A 14,951-nucleotide genomic window follows, 5' to 3' on the forward strand; every position below is an offset into this window, starting at 1 on the left:
GCAAGTAGTCTGAGCGTGCGTTCCTGATTTTTTCGTGGATTCTTGCCACTTCCACCTTTTGTTTTTGGTAGTTTTTTTCATCATCAAGTTTGCATGTTCTCTTTAATGCTGATTCTTTTCGTCTGGAAAGAATACGTTGTGCTTTTACTAGTTTCTTTTCCAGTTTGCGGAAGTGTTTTTGATTTTCGAATACGGTTCCGTCAGAAAGGATCGCAAAGTGTTTTAGCCCAACGTCAACACCAACAGAGGAACCCGTTTTCGGTTTTGGCAGAACCTCTGTTTCTGTCAAAACCGAAACAAAATAGTTACCACTTGGATGACGTCTAACTGTCGCATTAAGAATACGTCCTGTTACTTCACGGCTTTTTGCAAATCGGACAAGACCAAGTTTAGGCAGCTTGATTTTATTTTCGATTATCGCAATGTTTCCATTCGTATGTTTGGTCGTATAGGAGTGCACGCTATTCTTTTTAGACTTAAAACGCGGTGCTTTGTTCTGATTTTTAAAGTACCGTGTATACGAATCAGAAAGATTTTTTAGTGAGGATTGAAGGGCAATGCTATCAACTTCTTTTAGCCACAGTAATTCTTTTTTCAGCTGAGTTAATTCAGCGGAGCAAGACTGGTAGGTTAATCCTTTCCCCGTTCCTGTATATGAATCATTCCATCTCTCTAAGAACCGGTTGAATACGAAACGACTGCAGCCGATTGTTTTAGCAATGAGAGTTTCTTGTTCTTTAGTGGGATAGATACGGAAGCTGTATGCTTTGTTTACGATCAACGATAAAACAGGAACGTATGTTCTTATAATAACATAAGAGGGAACGTTTTGGCTACCTCCAACCGAAATTCATCTCCCACTTATCGTTTGGCAACGCCCTTCTCACGATTGAAGAGGGAGTCTTCTTTCGGGAAGAAGTTCACGATAAAAAAGAGAGCCGGCTTTGGCCAGGCTCTCTTTATGTACATTAATAGCGGCGGGAATCATCCTTCGCTTTTCCTGCACCTTCTTGGATGTTGCCTTTAACCTTATCTTTTTTGCCTTCTCGCTGCATGTTCGGATTGTCTGTCGCATTGCCGACCTGGTCTTTCACTTCACCTTTGGCCTGGTTTACCTTGCCTTTTACTTTGTCGCTTAAACCTTGATCTTTTGACATTGCAGATCACTCCTTTTTGTATGTTACAGTCTATATTCCCGGTCCGGGGATAGTTGAAACACTGAATTTAAAATACTAAAAAGCCCTGATTGAAATAAGTCTAATTCTAAAAATCACTCATAATCTTTGAATCTGGAACATAAACCTTTAATGTCATAGCTATTTGGTTAGGCCATTGAAAGGAGGAGTTCAAGTTGTCACAGGATCAACAATCATCATTACGGTTTTCTGTTGAAGAATCCGTTTGGTTTCAAAAGGGACAGGAAGTAGGTGAGCTGTTATCCATCTCATTAGATCCAGACATCACCATCCAGGAATTTGACCAGTACATCTCCATTCGGGGTGCACTGCAGTTAACGGGTGAGTACAAAATAGATGAGGATTATAACGAAGAGGAATTTGAATATGCCAATCTCCGGTTCATAAGCAGTGTTGAAACCCGGGAGGAAGACGGCATTTCGCAGCTTGTTCACCGATTTCCTGTGGATATTACAATTCCAAGAAACAGAATTGGAAATTTAGAAGAAGTATATGTGACGATTGAATCGTTTGACTATGATCTATCTGAAAGCAGAAATCTGAAGCTTGTTGCAGATTTAGAAATAAGCGGAATCGCAAGTCAGGATTCTTTTGAAGAAGTTCAGGAAGAGGAAGAAGAAGAAGAAGAGCACACATATAACCACTCAACTGAAGAAGAGCTTGAGCCTTTGTACCGTTCGTCTCAGGCTTTGCTCTATGAAGAGGAGACTCAGGAAGCATATTCAGAAAGCTATGATGCCGTACATGCTGAGAACAGCGGCACTCCTGAAAAAGAAGAGTTTTATCAGCCTTTTGATGTAGAGGTCAGAAAGCAGGCAATAGAAGAAGAAATTGTACAGCCTGAAATTCATTATAATGCAGGAAGGCCAGCTGAAGATGAGATCGAAGAGGTTTACTCAGCACCGCCTAAAAAAAGTCCAAAAAGCCGAAAAGAAGAAGCGAAAAAGCAGGAGCAGCCGAAGGAGACCGAGAACTCTCTTTATTTAACAAAGCTTTTTGGCAGAGAAGACGAAGAAGAGTTTTCAAAACTGAAAATCTGCATTGTTCAGCAGGGTGATTCCATTGACAGCATATGCGACCGTTATAATATCACGGTCCAGCAGCTGCACAGGGTAAACCAAATTAGCTCAACGGCAGATGTGCATGAAGGGCAGACATTATATATTCCGGTTTATGCAAACACGCATTAAGATGGACTGAACAGCTTGGGGAGGAGTATTCCTCAGCTGTTTTTTTTATAAGAATCAATCTTTATAAAACAAGGTAAAATCGTTCACTTATTCCTTCTTAAAGGAAGGTGAGGTATAGAGTGGTGAGAGGAATTATGGATAAGCTGGCGCCTGTAATCAGCCAATATGATTTAACTGGCGAGTACGCGGAATCAATCAGTGACAAACTGACCAAAATCTATGCAAGCTCTGGGGCATCTTATGCTTTAAAAAGAGTTGCAGCAAACCGGAATGGGAATTTTATAGAAACCCTTCATACTGCTCATCAAAAAGGATTTTCAGGCTATGTGCCGATCTTCAGAAATAAACACCGGCAATTTTTCACCTCAGATGGCGAGAACTGGTATTACATCATGCCATGGCTTCACAATGAACCGGAAGAGGAGAGAGATGAGCGCCATAAAAACATGTTCAGGGAACTCGCTGTGCTCCATCAGAAAACAGCAGCTTCGGATAAATTGAATCAGGATGCACTTAAAGGACATTATGAAACGTTATCCAAGCAATGGGATGACAACAAAGCCATTTACGAAAAATATGTAGAAGAATGCGAAAAAAGATGGTACTTGTCCCCGTTTGAACTGCAGGCGGTTACGTATTATTTTGAAACAGCAAGAGCGACGGATTTTGCACGAAAGAAACTTGATGAATGGTATGAGATGATGAAGGAAAAGGAAGATACCCGCCAGGTTATTATTCATGGCAGAGCTTCTATCCATCACTACCTATATGATGAACAGGGCACTGGATTTTTAACAAACTTTGAACAATCCAGATACTCATCTCCAATCGATGATCTGCTTCTCTTCTATCATCGCACGTTTCATACGTATCCATTTGCAGATGATGATTGTGTGGATTGGCTCTATACGCATCAGCAGCATTTTCCCTTCAGGGAAGAAGAAATGCTTTTATTCACTTGCTATCTGGCATACCCGGATTTCATTTACAGAAATTTAAAAAAGCATATGAACCATGGAACCCGGAGTGTCCCCCAGCTCAAACGGAATCAGGATCTCATCAAATCCTATTGGACGTTTAAAAATATCGAGTATTTTGTTATGAAAGTAACGCAAATTGAAGAGAATAAGAAAATAGCAGCAGAGCAATCATCATAAGAAAAGCGCAAGCGCCCGTTTAGCGCAGGCAGACAGATAAGGATCCGACAGAAAAGGTGCTTTTTGCCAATACTTTCGGAGCCGTTCTGGCCGAGGAGCCTGAGCGATTCCGCTCGCCATCGAAGCGCAAAATTTTATCCTTTCTTATCTCATAAAAAAATCCCAATCATCTCTATGATTGGGTTCTTTAAATCCACTCCATGTGAAGGGATACACCAAGTAAAATCAGCAGGGATAATAGAACAAGGTCTACTGGAGAAGGAAAGATCAAAGTCCGTATCGTCTGGAAAATCGTGATCGGTACAATGAACTGACCTGCAATCACTTTGAATTGCTTTACCCATGGTGACATATTGTAGTAATTAATTTTTCTGCGCATACAAATTCTCCTAACCTGTTGGCTCATGCTAACAAGATATGTGCATTTACCCAAATTTGTGCTGACTGTGAATAAAGGACAGAAAAATTGGAGAAGATGATTGACGTAAAATGATAAGATTGTATACAATAATACATATATGCTTTTATTGAATAAAAGAACATACATTGACAGGGAAGAGTAAAGCCGAAAGCTGTTTTTAGAGAGAGAAATCATTTGCTGAAAGATTTCTTAAACAAGCTCGCTTGAAGGTCGCCCTCGAGTAATTCTCTTGAACTTGAAGTAGAGAGAATCGGCATGAACGCCGTTATCCCATTTGAGAGCATAGGCTTATTTTCGCCTATGAAAAAAGGTGGCACCGCGAAATCAACTCCTTTCGTCCTTTTATTGGATGAGAGGAGTTTTTTATTTTGTCCAGCTCCTGCGCCTGACTCCTCGGTCAGAACGGCTCCGCTTTAAAAGTCAAAATCGGACTATTATGGCGGATCCTTATCTGCCTGTCGGATCTGAACAAGGCGCTTGCGCTTTTCTAGTTAATCACCGGTTTATTTTTAAGGAGGAAGAAAAATGGAGAACAATGAACAAACACTCTCTACAAAATATGATCCACAGGCAATCGAGCGTAACCGCTATAACTACTGGCTTGAGGGCAAGTACTTTGAAGCGACTAACGACCAGGAAAAACAGCCTTATACAATCGTTATTCCGCCGCCTAACGTTACGGGCAAGCTACACCTTGGGCATGCATGGGACACAACGCTTCAAGACATTGTGACCCGCATGAAAAGAATGCAGGGCTATGATGTGCTGTGGCTTCCTGGGATGGACCATGCAGGAATTGCTACTCAGGCAAAAGTAGAAGGCAAGCTGCGCGAGGAAGGCAAATCCCGCTATGATCTTGGCCGGGAAAAATTCGTTGAAGAAACATGGAAGTGGAAAGAGGAGTATGCTTCTCATATCCGCACGCAATGGTCAAAGCTTGGGCTTGGACTTGATTACTCGAGAGAGCGTTTTACTTTAGACGAAGGGTTATCAAAAGCGGTAAATGAAGTATTTGTATCACTTTATAAAAAGGGACTTATTTACCGCGGTGAATATATCATCAACTGGGATCCTCAAACAAAAACAGCTTTATCGGACATTGAAGTTATTTATAAAGATGTTCAAGGCGCTTTTTACCATATGCGCTATCCTCTGTCTGATGGCTCAGGATTTATTGAAATCGCTACAACCCGTCCTGAAACGATGCTTGGTGATACAGCGGTTGCGGTTCATCCTGAAGATGACCGCTACAAGCATTTGATTGGAAAAACAGTTGTGCTTCCAATCGTTGGCCGCGAGATTCCGATTGTCGGCGACGACTATGTGGATATGGAATTTGGATCAGGAGCAGTTAAAATTACGCCTGCACATGATCCAAACGATTTTGAAATCGGAAACCGCCATGACTTAGAACGTGTTCTCGTTATGAATGAAGATGGAACAATGAATGCTAAAGCAGGCAAATACAATGGCCTTGACCGTTTTGACTGCCGCAAGCAAATTGTGAAAGATCTTCAAGAGATGGATGTTTTATTCAAGATTGAAGAACATCTTCATTCTGTAGGGCACAGTGAACGAAGCGGAGCTGTTGTTGAACCATACCTTTCAACACAATGGTTTGTTAAAATGCAGCCGCTTGCTGATGCAGCGATTGAGCTTCAAAGCAAAGAAGAAAAAGTAAACTTTGTTCCGAACCGATTTGAAAATACGTACATGCGCTGGATGGAAAACATTCGTGACTGGTGTATTTCAAGACAGCTATGGTGGGGACACAGAATTCCGGCATGGTATAACAAAGAAACAGGCGAGGTTCACGTGGATCACTCACCGCCTGCAGATATTGAAAATTGGGAACAGGATACGGATGTGCTCGACACTTGGTTCAGTTCTGCGCTATGGCCGTTCTCGACAATGGGCTGGCCTGACACAGAATCAATCGACTATCAGCGCTTCTATCCAACAGATGTGCTCGTAACGGGCTACGATATTATTTTCTTCTGGGTATCCCGCATGATTTTCCAGGGTCTTGAATTTACAGGTCAGCGTCCATTTAAAGATGTGCTGATTCATGGACTTGTACGCGATGAACAAGGCCGCAAAATGAGCAAATCTCTTGGCAACGGTGTCGATCCAATGGAAGTCATCGAAAAATACGGGGCAGATTCACTGCGTTACTTCCTGTCTACCGGAAGCTCTCCAGGCCAGGACTTGCGTTTCAGCTACGAAAAGGTAGAAGCGACTTGGAACTTTGCAAATAAGATCTGGAATGCTTCACGTTTTGCTTTAATGAACATGGACGGCCTGAAATATGAAGAAATTGATATCAGCGGAGAAAAGTCAGTGGCTGACAAATGGATTCTGACTCGATTGAATGAAACAATTGAGCATGTGACCAAACTTGCTGATAAATATGAATTCGGTGAAGTAGGCCGCCTTCTTTATAACTTCATCTGGGATGATTTCTGTGACTGGTATATCGAAATGGCGAAGCTTCCGCTTTATGGGGACAATGAAGAGGCGAAGAAAACAACTCGTTCCATTCTTGCTTATGTGCTTGATAACACGATGAGACTTCTTCATCCATTCATGCCATTCATTACCGAGGAAATATGGCAGAACCTTCCTCACGAAGGCGAATCAATTACAATTGCTAAATGGCCTGAAGTTGATGCTTCATTAACGGATTTTGATGCTGCTGCAGATATGAAGCTGCTTGTTGAAGTGATCCGTTCTGTAAGAAACGTGCGTGCAGAGGTAAATACACCTATGAGCAAGCAGATTCGAATGCTGATTAAAGCGAAAAATGCGGATATTGCACAGCAGCTTGATCAAAATCGCGCATACATTGAGCGTTTCTGCAACACAAGCAGTCTGACAATCAGCACGGATGCAGAGTCAGGCGAAAAAGCAATGACTTCTGTAGTAACGGGAGCAGAGCTTATTTTCCCTCTTGAAGGCTTAATCAATATTGACGAAGAAATCTCACGCCTTCAAAAAGAGCTGGACAAATTAAATAAAGAAGTCGAACGTGTTCAAAAGAAACTGAGCAACGAAGGCTTTGTGAAAAAAGCACCTGAAAAAGTAATTGAAGAAGAACGTGCGAAAGAAAGCGATTATGTGGAGAAAAGAGAAGCTGTTCTTTCAAGAATCAGCGAATTAAAAGGGTAAGCTTTTTAAAGAGGCTCGGGTTGTGATTGGCAGAATCACACCCGAGTTTTCATGTAAATAGAGAGAAAAGGGGCAGAGGCTCATGTTTCAAACCTATGAGGAAGCTGTAGATTGGATTCATTCCCGCTTAAGATTTGGGATCAAACCAGGATTGAAGCGGATGACCTGGATGATGGAAAAATTAAATAATCCCCATAAACACATTCGCGCCATTCACGTTGCGGGGACAAATGGCAAGGGGTCAACTATTGCCTATATGCGCAATGTTCTTCAAGAAGCAGGGTATACGACAGGTACGTTTACCTCTCCGTTTCTAGAAACATTCAACGAAAGAATCAGCATGAACGGCAAACCCATTTCTGATGAAGAAATGCTGTTTTTAGTAAATATGATCAGGCCTCTTGCAGATGAACTTGAAGAGACAGAGCTCGGCGGACCGACTGAATTTGAAGTGATCACGGCCATGGCTTTCTACTATTTTGGAAGACATGAAAAAACGGATATTCTGCTGCTTGAAACAGGTCTTGGAGGCACATATGATTCAACCAATATTGCAGAGCCGATCTTAACGATGATCACAAGCATCGGGTATGATCACATGAATATTCTTGGCAATACAATCGAAGAAATCGCTGGTGAAAAAGCGGGTATTATCAAGCAGGGCATTCCTATGCTGACGTCTGTTGCAGATGAACGTGCTTTAAACGTCATAAAGAAGAAGGCAAATGAGATGAACGCTTCACTTTACTATGATTCTTTTCCAGTATTGTCTCACCAGCCTATCCCAAGAGGAGAAAGGTTTGAAATGAAGACGCCGTTCAGTCATTATCAAAATCTTGAGATCTCAATGCGCGGAGAGCACCAAGTCCAAAATGCCGCTCTTGCAGTGATGGCACTTGATTATCTGCGGGCGAATGAATTATTTCATATCGATGAGCAGCATGTTATTAAAGGTCTTTTGCAGACAAGCTGGAGCGGCAGATTTGAACAGGTATCCGAATACCCCGCCATTATTGTTGACGGTGCTCATAATAAAGAGGGAGTAGAAAGCCTGGCAGCAGTGATGAAACGCCATTATCACGGCAAAAAGATTCATATTCTTTTTTCTGCATTAAAAGATAAGGAATACGCTGAGATGATTGATATTCTCTCATCGATTGCAGACAGCATGCATTTTACAACCTTTGATTTTCCAAGGGCTGCTTCGGCTGCAGAGCTTTTTGAGGCGTGCAGGCATCCGAAAAAAGATTTTGATGAAGAATGGAAATCTGCTTTTGATAAAATGATGACAGCGGGAGAATTTGGAGATATCTTCTTGGTTACAGGATCTTTGTACTTTATTTCAGAAGTCAGGCCTTATTGTCGAAATTTCTTATCGGAAAATTAGGCTGATAGTCCTAAAATAAATGACAGATATCTGAATTTTTGTTAAAATATAAAAATAATAAAAAGATAGAGAGGGGGAACAGTACGTGGATAAACATCTTAAAGTTGTATTGTGGGTGTCCTGGGCCATTATGTTTCCATCAGCACTTTGTGCAGCCTACTATTTTTGGCCGCCGATGATAGCGGGCAATGAGCTGGAAATTGCAACTTTCCTGATCTTGATGTGTATTGTTTCCATCTTTCCTATTATCGTAAACGAAACGCCTGTTTTTTTCGCACAGGGTGTATCGATTTCTGTTTTCCTGCTCTTCGGTCCATTTGTTGAAATGATCCTGATGCAGGTTTCCCTGACGGTTCTTCTTATTAAGCTTCGCGTAGGTTTTAAAGAAATCTACCGCTACCCCACAAATTCATTGATGTTCATAATCGTTTCGATCGCAGGGGCGGCAGTCTATTATGCTGTTGGCGGATCACACGGGCAAACTGAATTCACTCTGGAATTCTTAGCGAAGGTCATTATTTATGCTTTCACCATTTGCCTGACCAATCACTTTTTTCTCCAGCATGTGATCAGAGGCTTCTTTTATAAAAATAAAGAAAAATTCTTTTCGAAAGATTTCTTATGGGAGATCTTCACCACTCTCATGTTCCTGCCCGTTGGAATCATGCTGTATCTTTTATATAAAGATTTAGGTCTAGAAGCATTGTTCTATGTAGGAATTCCCTTTGTCGGAATATCCTTTATTCTGCTCCTGCTGTCAAACAGCCAGCGTTTGAATACATACCTTCAGCAATCGAGTGAAATCGGCCATCAGCTTACTGAAAGGCTGGAAGTAAAAGAAGTACTGGACGTCTATATTGATAAGCTGACATCCATGATCAAAACAGACTACGCTTATATAATTGATGTCATCAATGAATATGAGCTTAAAGTCATCCGGAAGCTTGAAAATGGACAAATTTTATCCAATACAAAAGAAACGCTTTCCGTTCATCAGGGGATCGGCGGCCTGGTTTATGCCAAAAAGAAAAGCGTTCTTTACAAAAAACGCGAACATTGGGCAAAGCTTGAGAAAACCCTGCTGCCTGAAACGATTGAAAGTATGATTGCGGTACCGATTGTCAGAAACCAAAAAGTCGTTGGCATCGTGGTGCTTGCTTCTGACAAAAAACGCTCCTATGATCAGTCACAGCTGATGATCGTTGATTTATTAACTGCTTATCTCGGCGTTGCGATTGATAATGCAAGAAGCTATGAGGAAACGAAAAAACAAAGTGAACGATGTGCGCTAACAGGTCTCTATAACTATCGCTATATGGAGAAGCTGCTTGAATCGGAGTATATGGAACTAGAAGGCGGTAAACTAAATCATTTATCCCTAATCTTGCTCGATATTGATCACTTCAAAAAAGTGAACGATACATACGGGCACCAGGCGGGAAATGAAATCCTGATCGCACTCGCAGACCGGCTTGTAAAGTTTATCGGAGACAGGGGCACCGTTGCAAGATATGGGGGAGAAGAATTCGTTATCCTTCTGCCAAACGTGGACAAGATGGCATGCTTTGCCATCGCTGAAGGGATCCGCAAAACGATAGCCAACCGGTCATTCTTGATTGATCAGGGCATTCATGCCATTGGCAGGCGCCAATCCGTTCCGATCACTGCGAGCATAGGATACGCAACTGCTCCTTATGATGCAGAGGGACCGCTTGACCTTATCAGACATGCTGACCGTGCCATGTATATCGGAGCCAAACAGGCAGGACGAAACAGGGTGGCGGAGTATGTGAAATAGAAAACCAGCATCCTTGTATGGGTGCTGGTTTTTTTGGTGTTATTCGATTTTTTGGTCGATTTCCGTGATCTGCAGTTTATCTACTGTCGGCAGACCGACTGGAGGATTTTGAATTAACTCTGGTTTGAATTCTATTTGCAGGCGGGAAGGCAGGTTCGGATTGTGTTGGTTTTTTTCTATATACAAGCCTCCTATAGAATTAAAATTGCTTGTATTTAGATTAGGGTTATAAGAAGAATATCCTGTTGTAGGATAAGTCTCCCCTTTAGTAGCATTTAAAGTAATATTTTTACCGTAGATGCCTCCATTTATCTTAATATTAGACCCGACTCCATAGATTTCAAGATCTTGATCTGAGTATAAGAAGGCGTCAATTTGTCTTGCGTTTTTTTCATAGAGATTATTATTCGCTACTGTTAAATTACCTTTGCTTAAGATAACAGCAGTACCTCCGCTTTGATTAGATAGATTTTCGATTGTACTTTCTCCAAATACAAAAATTGTTCCGTTCATATTTAGGTTCTGTTTAATGTCAACATTTCCCTGACTGTATAAGTGAGAGTTGACTGTCAAATCGGTTATGGTCGCATCACCATCAATATAAATGAAATTCTCTTCATTATTCATAGATATTGTACCAGATAAATAGTTTCTCCAATTACGATTTTCTTTAATATACACATTTCCGGATACTTTCAGTCTTCCTTTAGATGTCATAATTAGACCATTTTCTAAAAAAAGATTTCCTTTCACTTCTAAGCTTTTATCTAAGTACAGGAGATTATAAAATTTTGTACTTTGATTTATTATTCTTGAAGAGTTTAGATAGGAATCTTCTGTGGCATGATTGATATTGCGGATGTCTTTGTTATATTCCTTTTTCTTATCGTTGACTATCGTAGAAATGTTAAATTGATTGAATTGAACAGATCTGTCTTTCATCGTGGGTTTATTAGTCAAATAGGTTTGCAAAGTAGCAATATCATTGACAGGATGCCAGATAGGTTCTTTTCCTTCGAAAAATTTCATGCCTAAAGAAGTTGCTTTTTTAACTGTAATGTTACCTTCGATGACTGGATAATCTGAGAGAGGCATGTAAATATCCCCTTTGATAAATTTTGCATATTTACTTAAATAAATTCCATTGTCAGCGAAAACATCTCCCATAATAGAAGCAGCGCCATTAAATGTGAGCTTTCCTTCTGTAACCGTGCTGAATCTGAAAATATCTGCAGCCGATGTAATAGTGACCGTTTTAGTTAAATACCTGTCTGATTCACCGATTTGAACTTTAATAGTGACCATTTCAGAAAAGCGGTTATCGCTAGAAGTATTGGTTCTAATATTTTTTGGCTCGAATTTAATATCTTCACTAGATAAATTTAAAGATTTAATGTTGGCTTCCAATTCTGATTTTAAAACCTCTCCGCTGATTTGATTCAAATTCATCTCATTATTAAATTGATTTAACTTTGTTTCTAATCTGATCATCGATTCATCCATCTTCATTTCCGCTATAGCAAGATTCTCTGTATAACTCTCAGAATAAGCAGTAAATTTCTGTGAGCTGAGCGTCATTCCAATTAAAGAAATTCCAAAGATCGTCACGATTGTGAAAATAAGAACAACATTCAAGAGAGCATACCCGTTTTGATTTTTTAGGTTCATACCGATTCCTCCATCAGGACAAGTCAAATATTTTAATGATTTTATAAGGTTCACCGTTAGAATCTTTCGTATTGAGGATGATTGTACATACTAATTGATTCCCATTTATAAGAAATTTCGTATCTCTTAAGACGTGGCGTTCATCGCTAACCTGCTTGCCTCTGATGAACAGGGCATTCCCTCTTACTTCTATAGAGAATGTGTTTCTGCTTTCGGTAAATTCTTTTTTATTCTCATCATAAATTTTTTCGATTTCTAAGAGATTTACAGCTTTCAGCTCAGCACCAATCTGATTGTCAGATGCAAATTCATCTGCGTTTTCCATTGCTTTATTTAGAGCATCGAGAATAAGAACAGATTCATTCCTCAATTCATTTTTTGTTATCGTGAGATTCCCTGCTTTAAACATCCCAGTCTGAAAGGAAGCACCTAAAATAATAACCATTGAAGACAATGCCAGCACAGCCAGCAGTTCAATTAAGGAGATTCCTTGTTGATTTTTTACCAGCTTCATCATTTTCGAATGTACCCCTCAATCTTTGAAGTACTAGAAGTATTTCCTGTATGGACTGAAACAGTAACTTGAATTCGGATTAATTGATCTGTCTTAATCCTATTTGGATCTGGAGGAAGAAAGGAAACATCAGCTTCATAATCAGCGGCATTAAACATCGATTCAGGTAATCCGAGCTTTTCTGTTATTGCTTTTCCTGATATTTTTTCCGTTTGTCCAACTTTTGTACCAGCTTCTTCAAAACCCTCCGCCTGATATTTCTCCAGAAGGCTCTTACTCAGCTGCAGGGCAGACAACTTCTTGTCGAATGTATTTGAGTAGGAAGCACTATTTACAAAGAACCCGCTTAAAACTGAAAACATGATGGCAAGTATCACAATAGATGCCAGAACTTCAATTAAAGTGAATCCTCTCTGACTGATAAACCGCTGTTTCATTACACTCACCTGCTTATATACAAAATATATTGGCAATTCTTCCATTTCTTTCTTTTCTTCTCTTAAAAGCTATTATACAATAAAACTAGTCGATTTTTGTCTAGTATTTGGAAATTATTAATTCTTATTTCATGGGTTTATTTAACTAGTAAAGGGTGTTGGGGTTTGAGTGCAGAACAAATGATTTTAGCTATAGTAGGTGTCCTGATTATTTTTCCTATCCTTGCAAGGCAGCAGATCCCGGTAAAGCGGTCGAAGATATGGATTGTTGCTCCGCTGTCTTTCTTGCTTGCGATAGTAGGTGTTGCAGCTAGTTATTTTTTCTCATTATTGAGTGGATTGTTGATTCTGGTTATTTTGACAGGGGCGGCTGGCTTCTTATTTGTAAATTCTCTCAGGATGGAGGAGATAGTACCTAATGCTGTTGAACCGTCTGCTCTGCCAGAAAATACAGCTTTTTCTGCAGATTTACCCCGTCCTTCGTCAAACCTTTTAGTGGATGACTATATTCCTGAACTGGCCTTTGTTTCTTCCGGGGAGGAAGATATTGAAATAGATTTTGAATCGCTTCTAAACAAAACGAAACTAGTTAAAGGAAGGTCATAAAAATGGAGAAGGCTGTGAAATTAAAAATCTTTGTCCTATTAGCAGGATGTGTGTTCTTCATTTTTGGTTTTTCTATCTTTGGTGCAAAGGCTTACGGAGCACTATTTTCTGAAAAAACGGTTCCGGAAGGTGCGGTTGTAAGCGGTGTTGATCTTTCAGGTTTAACAGAAGAAAAAGCCGCTGCCAAGCTGGATGATGCCATTAAGTCGTGGAAAGAAAAGAGCTTTTATTTCCTTCAGGCGGATAAAGAGTTCACTCTAGATTTAACACTTGTGGAATTTGATGTGAAAAGAACAGCAAAACTCGCACTTGAAAATAAGGCTGCAGCCATTGCGGTTAACTTGAATGAAGAAGCTTTTACAGCGTTTCTTCAAACTGAATTGCCCGCGGAAATCTTACATGCCGTTGATCGAAAAGCTTTATCTGCTGAGATTGAAGCTGCCTCATCAGAGCTGATAGAAGGAATTATTTCAATTAATCTTGATGAATATTACTTGAAAGAAAAAGCGCCCAAAACCATTATTGCAAGTACATCCCTGCCAAATGAGACATTCATTTTGGGAAATCCGCTGACATTGACGATTGAACCTAAACAAACTTTTTCATTCTCATCATATATAGAAACGGCCGGTCTGCAGGACTTTGATGATGCCACTTTAAAGTGGATTGCAACGGGAATTTATCAAACGATTCTTTCTGCAAATTTTGAGATAGTTGAAAGACATATAAGCCAGGTGCTGCCTTCCTATTCTGAGCTGGGAAAAGAAGCGAGTTTCACTATGGGTAAGCAGGATTTTATTTTTTATAACCCAAACGATACTGTTTTTGAAGTAAACCTCACACAAGATGCCAGTTCCCTGCTCATTTCACTGGAAGGACTGGAATTTGAAAAAATCTACAGCTTAACGATGGAAAATGACAAAAGCTATAAACCTGAAAAAATCATCCAGTATGATCCTGCCCTGGCAGAAAATACAACAAGAGTAGAAGAAGAGGGGATAGAAGGGAAGTCTATTTCCGTCTACCGCAATGAGCTCGATCAAGAAGGGAACATCGTTTCGACTGAGTTTATTTCAGATGATTATTATGCTCCTGTGCACCGGATTGAAAAGACAGCATTAAAAGCAGCTCCAGAAGAAAGCTCTGCGTCTCCTAATGAAGGTGAAACTCCTTCATCAAATCAAGCTGACACACAAGTTTACCCTGGAACAGATGGCGCTGCACCAAGTGTAAATTCTAATCTAAATCCTCATTCGAATTCAGATCAAACTAAGAATCCGACTGAAGCATCAAACAGTGCTTTGAGTCCAGGCCAGACTGTGAATTCTTTTTCTTCCACTTCTCCTATTTCTGCTGAAGATCGTGAGTTATGGGAAGAACCGGCATTTGAAAAGGGGGAGAGATAAGTC

General features: G+C 40.3%; 13 protein-coding genes and 1 other annotated feature. Of the genes, 7 read left to right on the top strand and 6 right to left on the bottom strand.

The genetic code is table 11. From position 1 onward, the window contains the following. Together GJU41_RS23405 and GJU41_RS23410 are read right to left on the bottom strand one after the other, a co-directional pair. Positions 1 to 781: RNA-guided endonuclease TnpB family protein (locus tag GJU41_RS23405; protein WP_154319747.1), on the bottom strand; the 781-nt coding region annotated here is incomplete at its 3' end. Between the two features lie 187 nt (positions 782 to 968). Next, positions 969 to 1,157 carry a CsbD family protein gene (locus GJU41_RS23410; protein ID WP_154319748.1) on the bottom strand — a complete coding sequence of 63 codons (189 nt, stop codon included), beginning with the start codon at positions 1,155 to 1,157 and terminating at the stop codon, positions 969 to 971. Between the two features lie 194 nt (positions 1,158 to 1,351). Here GJU41_RS23410 and spoVID point away from each other — a divergent pair, with 194 nt between their 5' ends. Together spoVID and ysxE are read left to right on the top strand one after the other, a co-directional pair. Continuing rightward, positions 1,352 to 2,386 carry a stage VI sporulation protein D gene (spoVID, locus tag GJU41_RS23415; protein ID WP_070879434.1) on the top strand — a complete coding sequence of 345 codons (1,035 nt, stop codon included), beginning with the start codon at positions 1,352 to 1,354 and terminating at the stop codon, positions 2,384 to 2,386. A 119-nt stretch (positions 2,387 to 2,505) separates the two neighbouring features. Beyond that, a complete protein-coding gene (gene ysxE / locus GJU41_RS23420; protein ID WP_154319749.1) occupies positions 2,506 to 3,543 on the top strand; it encodes a spore coat protein YsxE in 1,038 nt (345 codons plus the stop codon). Positions 3,544 to 3,730: 187 nt separating this feature from the next. Here ysxE and GJU41_RS23425 read toward each other — a convergent pair whose 3' ends face one another. Beyond that, on the bottom strand, positions 3,731 to 3,922 hold the full coding sequence (locus tag GJU41_RS23425) for a hypothetical protein (RefSeq protein ID WP_070879435.1): 192 nt from the start codon (positions 3,920 to 3,922) through the stop codon (positions 3,731 to 3,733). 158 nt (positions 3,923 to 4,080) lie between these two features. Then, positions 4,081 to 4,309, top strand: a binding site (T-box leader). A 180-nt stretch (positions 4,310 to 4,489) separates the two neighbouring features. Between GJU41_RS23425 and GJU41_RS23430 the strand changes: the two genes are divergently transcribed. From GJU41_RS23430 to GJU41_RS23440, 3 genes are all read left to right on the top strand, one after another. Beyond that, positions 4,490 to 7,132, top strand: a complete 2,643-nt coding sequence (locus GJU41_RS23430; RefSeq protein WP_154319750.1) for a valine--tRNA ligase — start codon at positions 4,490 to 4,492, stop codon at positions 7,130 to 7,132. Positions 7,133 to 7,214: 82 nt separating this feature from the next. Next, positions 7,215 to 8,519: a bifunctional folylpolyglutamate synthase/dihydrofolate synthase gene (locus tag GJU41_RS23435; protein ID WP_070879437.1), complete on the top strand. Its 1,305-nt coding sequence runs from the start codon at positions 7,215 to 7,217 to the stop codon at positions 8,517 to 8,519. An 85-nt stretch (positions 8,520 to 8,604) separates the two neighbouring features. After that, positions 8,605 to 10,317, top strand: coding sequence for a sensor domain-containing diguanylate cyclase (locus GJU41_RS23440; RefSeq protein WP_224771108.1), 1,713 nt, complete (start codon positions 8,605 to 8,607; stop codon positions 10,315 to 10,317). A 39-nt stretch (positions 10,318 to 10,356) separates the two neighbouring features. On the opposite strand, the gene GJU41_RS23445 is transcribed toward GJU41_RS23440, so the two are convergent. Genes GJU41_RS23445 through GJU41_RS23455 form a run of 3 tightly spaced genes read right to left on the bottom strand, consistent with a single transcriptional unit; the run spans position 10,357 to position 12,936 of the window. Beyond that, entirely contained in the window at positions 10,357 to 11,985 is a 1,629-nt protein-coding gene (locus GJU41_RS23445) for a hypothetical protein (RefSeq protein ID WP_154319751.1), read from the bottom strand. A 13-nt stretch (positions 11,986 to 11,998) separates the two neighbouring features. Further along, a complete protein-coding gene (locus GJU41_RS23450) occupies positions 11,999 to 12,502 on the bottom strand; it encodes a PulJ/GspJ family protein (protein WP_154319752.1) in 504 nt (167 codons plus the stop codon). Then, positions 12,499 to 12,936, bottom strand: a complete 438-nt coding sequence (locus GJU41_RS23455; RefSeq protein ID WP_170292899.1) for a type IV pilus modification PilV family protein — start codon at positions 12,934 to 12,936, stop codon at positions 12,499 to 12,501. Before GJU41_RS23455 ends, GJU41_RS23450 begins: the two co-directional genes overlap by 4 nt. A gap of 165 nt (positions 12,937 to 13,101) precedes the next feature. On the opposite strand from GJU41_RS23455, the gene GJU41_RS23460 reads away from it, so the two are divergent. Together GJU41_RS23460 and GJU41_RS23465 are read left to right on the top strand one after the other, a co-directional pair. Continuing rightward, complete coding sequence (locus GJU41_RS23460) at positions 13,102 to 13,542, top strand: hypothetical protein (RefSeq protein ID WP_154319754.1); 441 nt, start codon at positions 13,102 to 13,104, stop codon at positions 13,540 to 13,542. A 2-nt stretch (positions 13,543 to 13,544) separates the two neighbouring features. Then, a complete protein-coding gene (locus GJU41_RS23465; RefSeq protein WP_154319755.1) occupies positions 13,545 to 14,948 on the top strand; it encodes a VanW family protein in 1,404 nt (467 codons plus the stop codon). The last annotated feature ends 3 nt before the right edge of the window (positions 14,949 to 14,951 follow it).

Origin of the sequence: Metabacillus idriensis, from assembly GCF_009674765.1 — a bacterium.
GTDB lineage: Bacteria > Bacillota > Bacilli > Bacillales > Bacillaceae > Bacillus_P > Bacillus_P idriensis.

Coding starts and splice junctions, on each gene's coding strand:
- GJU41_RS23410 (WP_154319748.1), bottom strand. CDS start 1,157: ATGTCAAAAGATCAAGGTTTAAGCGACAAAGTAAAAGGCAAGGTAAAC.
- GJU41_RS23425 (WP_070879435.1), bottom strand. CDS start 3,922: ATGCGCAGAAAAATTAATTACTACAATATGTCACCATGGGTAAAGCAA.
- GJU41_RS23430 (WP_154319750.1), top strand. CDS start 4,490: ATGGAGAACAATGAACAAACACTCTCTACAAAATATGATCCACAGGCA.
- GJU41_RS23435 (WP_070879437.1), top strand. CDS start 7,215: ATGTTTCAAACCTATGAGGAAGCTGTAGATTGGATTCATTCCCGCTTA.
- GJU41_RS23445 (WP_154319751.1), bottom strand. CDS start 11,985: ATGAACCTAAAAAATCAAAACGGGTATGCTCTCTTGAATGTTGTTCTT.
- GJU41_RS23450 (WP_154319752.1), bottom strand. CDS start 12,502: ATGATGAAGCTGGTAAAAAATCAACAAGGAATCTCCTTAATTGAACTG.
- GJU41_RS23455 (WP_170292899.1), bottom strand. CDS start 12,936: ATGAAACAGCGGTTTATCAGTCAGAGAGGATTCACTTTAATTGAAGTT.
- GJU41_RS23465 (WP_154319755.1), top strand. CDS start 13,545: ATGGAGAAGGCTGTGAAATTAAAAATCTTTGTCCTATTAGCAGGATGT.